The organism is Azospirillum sp. (assembly GCF_035627195.1).
Classification (GTDB): domain Bacteria; phylum Pseudomonadota; class Alphaproteobacteria; order Azospirillales; family Azospirillaceae; genus Azospirillum.
In genome coordinates, this window is sequence record NZ_DASPMG010000437.1 from 75,777 (window position 1) to 82,732 (window position 6,956).

Here is a 6,956-nt window from a genome sequence, read left to right on the forward strand (position 1 = left end):
TCGGTCCACGGGCCAAGGCCACTGCGGCGCCGGACGGGACGAGACGCCAGAGAAGCACCATGTCGAGGAGCACCATGTCGATGATCGGTTACGAGGTGGACGCGGACGGCATCGCCACCGTGTCGTGGGACCTGCCCGGCCGCCCGGTGAACATCCTGTCGATGGAAAGCCGCCTGGAATTCGTCGGCGCCATCGAACGGGCCATCGCCGACCCGGCGGTGAAGGGCATCCTCATCACCTCCGCCAAGAAGGAGTTCATCGCGGGCGCCGACCTCACCCTGCTGCAGACGCTGCGCGGCCAGCCTGCGGCGGCGATCATCGAACGCCTGCGGCCGATGCGCGACCTGCTGCGCCGCATGGAAACGTCGGGCAAGCCGGTCGTCGCCGCCATGAACGGCACGGCGCTGGGCGGCGGGCTTGAGATCTGCCTCGCGTGCCACCGCCGCATCGCCGCCGACCGGCCGGATACCGTCTACGGCCTGCCGGAAGTCGGCCTCGGCCTCCTGCCCGGCGCCGGGGGCACGCAGCGTCTGCCGCGCCTGATCGGCATCAAGGCCGCCCTGCCACTGCTGCTGGAGGGCACGCGCATCACCGCCGCCAGGGCCCGCGACCTCGGCATCATCGACGAGTTGGTGCCGCCGGATGAACTGATCGCGGCGGCGCGCGCCTGGCTGCTGGCCAACCCGGTGCACGAGCAGCCCTGGGACCGGGGTGCCGCGATCCCCGGCGGGGCGGCGGCCAGCCCGGAGAACCACCGGCTGTTCATGACCACCGCGGCCAGGGTGCATGAGGAGACGCGCGGCAACTTCCCCGCCCCGCCGGCCATCCTGTCCTGCGTGTTCGAGGGGCTGCGCACGCCCATCGACGTCGGCCTGGACACGGAGTTCCGGCACTTCGCCGAACTGGTGCGCGGCGACGTGGCGCAGAACACCATCCGCACGGTCTTCTTCTCCATCAACGAGGCGCGCAAGCTCGGCATGCGCCCCGCCGCGCCGCCCGCGACCTTCCGCAGGCTCGGCATCCTGGGCGCCGGCACCATGGGCGGCGGGCTGGCGCAGGTGGCGGCGCAGGGCGGGCTGGACGTGGTGCTGCTCGACCGCGACGAGGATTCGGCGCGGGCGGGCTTCGAACGTTTGGCCGGCGACCTGGGCAAGCTGGTGGACAAGGGCCGCATGACAGGCGGCGAGCGCGACGCCATCCTGGCCCGCATCACGCCCACGGCCGATTTCAACGACCTCGCCGGGTGCGAGGCGGTGATCGAGGCGGTGTTCGAGGACCGCGCGGTGAAGGACGAGGTCACCCGCCGCACGCTGGCGGTGACCGGGTCCGGAATCCTGTTCGGCTCCAACACCTCGAAGATCCCGATCACCAGCCTCGCGGCGTCGAGCGGGCGGCCCGACCGCTTCATCGGCCTGCACTTCTTCTCGCCCGTGCCGCGCATGGCGCTGGTCGAGATCATCCGGGGCCGGCAGACGTCGGACGAGACGCTGGCGCACGCGCTCGACCTGTCCAAGGCGCTGGGGCGCACGCCCATCGTCGTCAACGACGGGCCGGGCTTCTTCACCAGCCGCTGCGTGTCCACCTACCTCAACGAGGGCATCGCCCTGCTGCGCGAGGGCGTGCCGCCGGCGCTGATCGAGAACGCCGGCCGCATCGCCGGCATGCCGGTCGGCCCGCTGACGCTGGGCGACGAAATCGGCCTGGACGTGATGTTCAAGGTCCGCACGCAGGAGGCCGCCGACAAGGGCGACGCCTGGACGCCCGGCCCGGAGTTCCCGGTGGTCGAGCACATGGTCGCCACGCTGGGCCGCCGGGGCCGCAAGGGCGGTGGCGGCTTCTACGACTACCCGGCGGGTGCGCCGAAGCGCCTGTGGCCGGGGCTGGCCGACCTCTACCCACCGCGCGGGGCGCTTCCATCGCTCGACGCGCTGAAGACGCGGCTGCTGCACGTGCAGGCGCTGGAGGCGGCGCGCTGCTTCGACGAGGGCATCATCGACGATCCGCGGCAGGCCGACGTCGGCTCCGTGCTGGGCTGGAGCTTCGCCAGGCACACGGGCGGCGTGTGCTCCTACATCGACACGGTCGGCGTCGCCCGCTTCGTGGAGGAGTGCGACGCGCTGGCCGCCACGGTGGGTCCGCGCTTCGCGGTGCCGGAACGGCTGCGCGCCATGGCCGGGGACGGGCGCGGCTTCTACGGGTGACGGTGCTTCCAACAGGCTCGACACGTGTCGGACTTCACGGTAAATGCCGGGAAATGTCCCGGCGTTCGCCGAAGCCGGCCGAAAGAGGACTGATCGTGGCGACCCGAGACAAGCGCACCCCCGCCGAGCCCGTCCGGCCCACCCGCAAGCCCCGCCCGGCCGCGCAGGCGTCGCGCTCGGCGGTGCCGCTGGTCTACGACGAGGACGACCTGAGCCTGCGCCACGCCAGCGACCGCAAGTTCGTCTGGGCGCTGGCGCGCGGGCTGGAGATCCTGCGCGCCTTCAAGCCGGGTCAGGGCGCCTTGGGCAACAACGAGCTGACCGCCATCACCAAGCTGCCCAAGGCGACGGTCACCCGACTCACCTACACCCTGACCGAGCTGGGCTACCTGACCTTCGTGAAGCGCCTGAACAAGTACGAGCCGGCGCCCACGATCCTGGCCCTGGGCTACCCGGTGCTGGCGAACCTGCGCGTGCGGCAGGTGGCGCGCGACCACATGCAGCAGCTGGCCAACCACACCGGCGCCTCGGTGGCGCTGGCGAGCCCGGACCGGCTGAGCATGATCTACGTCGACACCGCCAGCTCCAGCAACCTGACCACGCTGCTGCTCGACATCGGCAGCCGGGTGGACATGGCGCGCACGGCGCTGGGCCGCGCCTATCTGGCCGGCATCGACGACGCCGCGCGCGAGGTGGTGTTCGCCGGCCTGCGCAAGCGCCACGGCGCCGACTGGCCGGACCTGCAGGCGCGCGTCGAGGCATCCATCGCCGAGGTGCGCGACCGCGGCTTCTGCTTCGTCGAGAACGAATGGCGGCGCGACGTGCGGGCGGTGGCCGTGCCGCTGGTCTCCGCCGACGGCGGAACCGTCATGGCGATGAACTGCGGCGGCCCCGCCTTCGCCATCGACCGCGACAAGCTGATCCAGGACGCCGGCCCGCGGCTGGTGCACCTGTGCCGCACCATCGCGCCCATGATGGGGCGGTAGGGCCGCCGGCCATAACGTCACACGCCGTCAGGCCATCACCGGCGACACGCGCCGGACGGTGTCGAGCGCCGTCGCGGCGTCGGCCAGCAGCTCGTCGTAGATCGCGGCCACCGGGGCAAGGCTGTCGGCGAAGACCGCCGCCTGCCCCATGGCCAGCATCCCCTCGTCCGTGTCGCCGGTGGTGTAGACGCGCCGCGCCGCCGTGCCCTGGACGTACGGGCGGTAGGCCTCGAAGTCCGTCTCGCCGGTCGCCTCGATCGCCGCCACCGTGCGGGCCGCCGTGTTGTCCATCACCCGGTAGGTGTTGCGCAGGATGCCGAGGACGAGGCGCGAGGACCGCTCGTCCGCCGCGACGATGCGGCGCTTGTAATCCTCGTGCGCCCGGATCTCCTCCGACACCAGCATGCGCGTGCCCAGGATCACCCCCGCCGCGCCCATGGCGAGTGCTGCGACGACCTGCCGCCCCGTGCCGATGCCGCCGCCCAGCACCACCGGAACGCCCAGGCGCATGGGCGCCAGCGTGCCCTGCACCATGCTGCCGATGAAGTCCAGCCCCGGATGGCCGCCGCATTCCATGCCGACGATGGCGATGGCGTCGGCGCCGTCGCGCACCGCGCGCTCGGCGTGCTTGAGGATGGAGACCTTGTGGAGCACCGTGCACCCCGCCTCCTTCAGGCGCGGCAGGAGGACGCCCGGCGCGTTGCCGGCCGTTTCCACCGCCCGCACGCCTTCGTCCAGCAGCACGTCGACGTGGCGCTCCAGGATGGCGTTCTCGCTCTCGCGGTTGGAGAGGTAGAGGTTGACGCCGAACGGGTTGCCCCCCGCCAGTTCGCGGCACGTCTGCAATTCCGCGCGGAAGGCGCCCATGTCGGGGAAGGAGCGCGCGGTGATGAAGCCGATGCCCCCCGCCCGCGCGGCGGCGGCGACGTACGGGGCGGTGGACAGCCACATCAGCCCGCCGCACAGGATGGGGTGGCGGATGCCGAACAGCCGGGTGACGGCGGTGTCGAACAGCGGCACCTCGTGCGGCCGGGTCATCACGCCCCCTCCCCTTCGCGGAGCGGAACGAACTTGGCGCCGTAGCGGACGATGCCCTCCTGGTCGAACAGGCGGCGGACGACGGCGGCGACCGGCTTGCCGATCGCCAGGTCGGCGTCCTCCCAGTCGGCGAACTGGGCGATGACGCGCGGCCCCTCCTCCAGCTCCACGATGCCGCAGGCGATGCGGCCGGTCATGGTCTGCTGGTCGTCGAACTCCGCCGGCGCGCCGCCGCGCGCGATGATGGTGTAGGTGAAGATGGTGCCGCGCCCGGACAGCCCAACCTCGTCGAACGCGCGCTGGCCGCAGCCGGTGCACGCCGCGCGCTGCGGGTAGGCCAGCGCCCCGCAGCTTCGGCAGCGGCCGGCGATCAGGCGCAGCCGCTGCCCGCTGCTGGCCGCGTACATGGGAAGCGAGAAGTAGGCGCTCATGCGGTGTCTCCAAGGCGCGAGCTGAGCACGCGGCGGTGCCGCAGGTAGGCGACGTAGTCGACCGGCGTCCCGCCGCCCAGCAGGTCGGCGACCGATGGCCCGGCGCGGCGTCCCTCCGGGCAGCCGGTGGCGGTGACTTCCACCCCGATGGCCCCGGCGCCCACCGCCAGCGCCAGCAGGCGCTGCCCCGGTGCCGCACGGTCCAGCGCGTCGGCCAGCGCCACGGCGGCCGACGCCGTGCCGGCGTCGCCGAGCCGCGGCCACACCGCGTCCGCCCGCGCGGCCCCCAGGCGCTTCGCCGCCGCGGCACCGGCGCGCGGCGGCAGGCCGCAGGCCAGCACATCGGCACCACGCGGCAGCGCCTCCATCCCGGCCAGGGCGGCGACGGCGTCGGCGTCCTCCTGCGTGCGCAGTTCCAGATCGGCGATGCCGGTGGCGCCCAGGCGGCGGAAGCGGCTGCCGAAGGTCTCCAGCGAACAGGCGGCGGCGTCGCCCAGGGTCGCCACGCCCGGTCCCCTTCCCAGCACGAAAGCCGCCGCCGCCGCGCCCAGCGCGTGCTCGTACGGCATGTCCGGCGGGGCCGAGGGGGCGTCGGCAGCGATGGCGAGCGCGGTCCGGCCGGGGTTGGCCTTGCAGAACTCGGCCGCCGCGACCAGCGCCTGCAGCCCGGCCTGCGGAGAGCCGCGCAGCTCCACCACCCGCACGCCCCGCCGCCCGGTCAACGCCGTGACGATGGAGGCGGAGGAGGGCTTCTCCTCGTACGGCAAGGTGGTGGCGCCGACGTACAGGGCGTCGAACGCCGGCTCCGCCGCGCCCAGCCGGTCGCAGGCCAGGCGGTCGCACGCCAGCCGGGCCGCCGCGACGGCCAGCGTCACCGGATCTTCGTCGTAGGCGCAGAAGGCCTTCTGCGTCAGGCCCGACGCGGCGCAGCCGCCCCAGGCGTTGCGGTATTCGGATGCCGGCAGGCGCAGCCGGGGCAGCGCCGCGCCGTAGGCGAGGATCGACACGGCGCTCATGCGCACGCCTCCAGGATGTGCACCGCCACGCTGCCGCCGGAACCGCCCACGTTGTGGGCAAGGCCGCGTCGCGGGTTGGCAAGCTGCCGCCCGGGACCTTCGGCGGTGCCGCGCAGCTGGTGGACGATCTCGTAGATCTGGCCGATGCCGGTGGCGCCGATGGGATGGCCCTTGCCGATCAGCCCGCCAGAGTTGTTGACCGGCCGCTTGCCGTCGCGCCGGGTCGTGCCGTCCTCGATCAGCCGGCCGGCCTCGTGCGGCTCGCAGAAGCCCAGGTCGCCGTAGGCCAGGATCTCGCCGATGGTGAAGCAGTCGTGCACCTCGGCGAAGTCGATGCCGTCCGGGCCGATGCCGGCCATGGCGTAGGCGTCGCGCGCGGCGCGGCGGGCGGCGTCCAGCCGCGTGGCGCTGTCGCGGTCGTGCACGGCCACGTAATCGGTGCCGGCGCCGCTGCCCGCCACTTTGACCGGGCGGTCGGTGAAGGAATGCGCCATATCGGCGCGGCAGACGATGGCCATGGCCGCGCCGTCGGTGATGCCGCAGGCGTCCGACAGGGTGAAGGGATCGGCCAGGATGGGGGCCTTCAGCGCGTCCTCCAGCTCCAGCGCCTTGCGGAACTGCGCCTTGGGGTTGGCGATGGCGTTGAAGCGGTTCTTCACGGCGACGCCGGTGATCTGCGCCTTGGTGGTGCCGTGCTCGTGCATGTGGCGCCGCGCGATCATGCCGTAGATGCCGGGGAAGTTGGTGCCGGCCAGCCGCTCCCACTCCACGTCGCCGGAGACGCCCAGCCACAGGCGGTTCCGTTCGCGCGGCAGGTCGCTCATCTTCTCGATGCCGGCCGCTACCGCCACCCGGACGCGCCCGGATGCGACCGCCAGCACGGCGTTGCGGAAGGCGAAGCCGCCGGACGCGCAGGCGTTCTCCACGTGCACGGCCGAGGCGCCGATCATCCCCGCCGCCTCCAGCATCAGCGGCGCGAAGTTGCCGAGCTGCGAGCCGCCGGTGGACAGCGTGCCGATGTAGGCCTCCTCGACGAGGCGCGGGTCGAATCCCTTGTCCACGCCGGCGCAGGCGTCCACCGCCGCATCCGCGAACAGGTCCTTGAGGGTGCGGTGCGGGACCATGCCGTATGCGGTCTGCCCCACGCCGATGACCACGACGTCGGTCATGGACGGTCCTTTCCCTTGTTCCGTGCGGGCCTCAGCGGCCCGTGAAGGCGGGTTTGCGCTTTTCCAGGAAGGCGGCGCGACCCTCGGCGAAGTCCCCGGTGGCGAAGAGGACGGC

The 6,956-nt window shown here is 73.0% G+C and carries 6 protein-coding genes; 2 read left to right on the plus strand and 4 right to left on the minus strand.

Annotated elements, in window-relative coordinates; translation table 11 throughout:
- The first annotated feature begins 74 nt into the window (after positions 1-74).
- Positions 75-2,201 carry a 3-hydroxyacyl-CoA dehydrogenase NAD-binding domain-containing protein gene (locus VED21_RS37510; protein ID WP_324891394.1) on the plus strand — a complete coding sequence of 709 codons (2,127 nt, stop codon included), beginning with the start codon at positions 75-77 and terminating at the stop codon, positions 2,199-2,201.
- Positions 2,202-2,296: 95 nt separating this feature from the next.
- Positions 2,297-3,187 (plus strand): IclR family transcriptional regulator, encoded by an 891-nt coding sequence (locus VED21_RS37515; RefSeq protein WP_324891396.1) that lies wholly within the window; start codon positions 2,297-2,299, stop codon positions 3,185-3,187.
- Between the two features lie 27 nt (positions 3,188-3,214).
- Here VED21_RS37515 and VED21_RS37520 read toward each other — a convergent pair whose 3' ends face one another.
- The 4 genes from VED21_RS37520 to VED21_RS37535 are packed head-to-tail and all read right to left on the minus strand — an operon-like array spanning position 3,215 to position 6,841.
- Entirely contained in the window at positions 3,215-4,225 is a 1,011-nt protein-coding gene (locus VED21_RS37520) for a nitronate monooxygenase (protein WP_324891398.1), read from the minus strand.
- Entirely contained in the window at positions 4,225-4,656 is a 432-nt protein-coding gene (locus VED21_RS37525) for a Zn-ribbon domain-containing OB-fold protein (protein ID WP_324891400.1), read from the minus strand. Before VED21_RS37525 ends, VED21_RS37520 begins: the two co-directional genes overlap by 1 nt.
- A complete protein-coding gene (locus VED21_RS37530; protein ID WP_324891402.1) occupies positions 4,653-5,672 on the minus strand; it encodes a hypothetical protein in 1,020 nt (339 codons plus the stop codon). The genes VED21_RS37525 and VED21_RS37530 overlap by 4 nt, the downstream gene beginning before the upstream one ends.
- The gene (locus VED21_RS37535) at positions 5,669-6,841 is read right to left on the minus strand and encodes a thiolase C-terminal domain-containing protein (protein WP_324891404.1); all 1,173 of its coding nucleotides are present in this window, start codon (positions 6,839-6,841) and stop codon (positions 5,669-5,671) included. Before VED21_RS37535 ends, VED21_RS37530 begins: the two co-directional genes overlap by 4 nt.
- Between the last annotated feature and the right edge of the window lie 115 nt (positions 6,842-6,956).

Excerpts from the sequence above, each read along its gene's own strand:
- VED21_RS37510 (WP_324891394.1), top strand. The coding sequence starts at position 75 with ATGTCGATGATCGGTTACGAGGTGGACGCGGACGGCATCGCCACCGTG.
- VED21_RS37520 (WP_324891398.1), bottom strand. The coding sequence starts at position 4,225 with ATGACCCGGCCGCACGAGGTGCCGCTGTTCGACACCGCCGTCACCCGG.
- VED21_RS37525 (WP_324891400.1), bottom strand. The coding sequence starts at position 4,656 with ATGAGCGCCTACTTCTCGCTTCCCATGTACGCGGCCAGCAGCGGGCAG.
- VED21_RS37530 (WP_324891402.1), bottom strand. The coding sequence starts at position 5,672 with ATGAGCGCCGTGTCGATCCTCGCCTACGGCGCGGCGCTGCCCCGGCTG.
- VED21_RS37535 (WP_324891404.1), bottom strand. The coding sequence starts at position 6,841 with ATGACCGACGTCGTGGTCATCGGCGTGGGGCAGACCGCATACGGCATG.